Annotated in this window: 3 protein-coding genes; all 3 read left to right on the top strand. The window is 66.2% G+C overall.

Annotated features, from left to right (window positions below):
- Positions 1–92 precede the first annotated feature (92 nt).
- Positions 93–1,394 carry an adenylosuccinate lyase gene (gene purB / locus RT567_RS16120; RefSeq protein ID WP_313577223.1) on the top strand — a complete coding sequence of 434 codons (1,302 nt, stop codon included), beginning with the start codon at positions 93–95 and terminating at the stop codon, positions 1,392–1,394.
- A 1-nt stretch (position 1,395) separates the two neighbouring features.
- Positions 1,396–1,806, top strand: coding sequence for a hypothetical protein (locus RT567_RS16115; protein WP_313577222.1), 411 nt, complete (start codon positions 1,396–1,398; stop codon positions 1,804–1,806).
- A partial coding sequence (locus RT567_RS16110) for a DNA-deoxyinosine glycosylase (RefSeq protein ID WP_313577221.1) occupies positions 1,803–2,125 on the top strand: 323 nt, incomplete at its 3' end. The genes RT567_RS16115 and RT567_RS16110, both read left to right, overlap by 4 nt.

Below are 2,125 nucleotides of genomic sequence, written 5' to 3'. Positions count from 1 at the left end.
GCGCCTCCGGCGCCCACCTTCTCCCTCAAGGGGAGAAGGAAACCCGCCCGCCGTCTTGACTCCCCGCCCCTCTGGACCGACACGACCCAACCATGATCACGCGCTATTCCCGCCCCGACGCCGTCGCCATCTGGTCGCAAGACACCAAGTACAAGATCTGGTTCGAGATCGAGGCCCACGCCGCCACCAAGATGGCCGAGCTGGGCGTGATCCCGAAGGAATCGGCCGAGGCCATCTGGGCCAACGGCAAGGACGCCACCTTCGACGCCGACCGCATCGACGAGATCGAGCGCACCACCAAGCACGACGTCATCGCCTTCCTGACCCACGTGTCGGAAATCGTCGGCGAGGAAGCCCGCTTCCTGCACCAGGGCATGACGTCGTCGGACGTGCTGGACACCTGTTTCGCGGTGCAGCTGGCGCGCTCGACCGACCTGCTGCTGGGCGGCGTCGACCGGGTTCTGGCCGCGCTGGAAACCCGCGCCAAGGAGCACAAATACACCCCGACCGTCGGCCGTTCGCACGGCATCCACGCCGAGCCCGTGACCTTCGGCCTCAAGCTGGCCGGCTATCACGCCGAGTTCCAGCGCGCCAAGCGTCGCCTGATCACCGCCCGTGAAGAGATCGCCACCTGCGCCATCTCGGGCGCCGTCGGCACCTTCGCCAACGTCGATCCGGCGGTTGAGCAATACGTCGCCGACCAGATGGGTCTGGCCGTCGAGCCGGTCTCGACCCAGGTCATCCCGCGCGACCGTCACGCCGCCTATTTCGCCGCCCTGGGCGTCGTCGCCAGCTCGGTCGAGCGTCTGGCCGTCGAGATCCGCCACCTGCAGCGCACCGAAGTCCTCGAAGCCGAGGAGTTCTTCGACAAGGGCCAGAAGGGCTCGTCGGCCATGCCGCACAAGCGCAACCCGATCCTGACCGAGAACCTGACCGGCCTGGCCCGTCTGGTCCGTTCGGCGGTGACCCCGGCGATGGAGAACGTCGCCCTGTGGCACGAGCGCGACATCAGCCACTCCTCGGTCGAGCGCGGCATCGGCCCGGACGCCACCATCCACCTGGACTTCGCCCTGCACCGCCTGGCGAACGTGGTCGAGCGCCTGAACGTCTACCCTGAGAACATGCAGAAGAACCTCGACCGCCTGGGCGGCCTGGTCTTCTCGCAACGGGTCATGCTGGCCCTGACTCAGGCGGGCGTGTCGCGCGAAGACGCCTATGCGGCGGTTCAGGAGAACGCCATGAAGGTCTGGCGCGGCGAAGGCGTCTTCATCGACTTCCTGAAGGCCGACCCCCGCGTCACCCTGCCCCACGACCAGCTCGAAGCCCTGTTCGACCTCGGATACCACACCAAGAACGTGGACGTGATCTTCGAGCGGGTGTTCGGAGAAAGCTGAGATGCCTTCACTGATCAGCCTCGCCCTGCTCTGGATGATCAATGGCTATTCGGCCCAAGACTCGGCTCAGGAGGCTGAAGAACAGCCTCCTGAGATCGTGCAGACAGTCGATCACGACGCCATGGAACGGTGCCTGCAAGGCATCGCCGGCTTCAGCCTGATCATGCAGTGTCGCGTGGACGCCGAAGGACGTGGCCAAGGCTGCGAAGTTCAGAATCCCACGGCCGCCTCACGTCGCAATGACCGCACCTTCCAGTGCATGGCCTCCAAAATGCGCTTCCACTACGCCGATGGCGCTCCAGCGGAAGGTGAGTTGGTGGAATTTCGTCTCGGCGGTCAGACCGTTCTGGGTGAAGGCGAATACGCTCGGCATCGGAACGAGCGCCGGAAGAGAGCTCGTGAGCAGCATTGAGCGCGCTTCCGGAGCGTAGCATCGGCTTTGCCCCCATCGTCGACGCACACACTCGCGTCCTGATCCTCGGCAGCTTGCCCGGCGACGCCTCCTTGAAGGCGGCGCAGTATTACGCCCATCCGCAGAACGGCTTCTGGCGGTTGGTCGGGGCCGTGATCGCCCAACCGGACCTGGCCGCCCAGCCCTATGAGGCGCGACTGGCGCGCTTGCGGGCCGCGCGGATCGGTCTGTGGGATGTGATCGCCTCGGCCGAGCGGCAGGGCAGCCTGGACGCCGCCATCCGCAACCCCGAAAGGGCCGACCTGGCCGACCTGCTGAC

The organism is Brevundimonas sp. (genome assembly GCF_032107865.1).
Classification (GTDB): Bacteria; Pseudomonadota; Alphaproteobacteria; order Caulobacterales; family Caulobacteraceae; genus Brevundimonas.
Note: the sequence above shows the minus strand (reverse complement) of the source record. Positions and strands in the feature narration are given on the sequence as shown.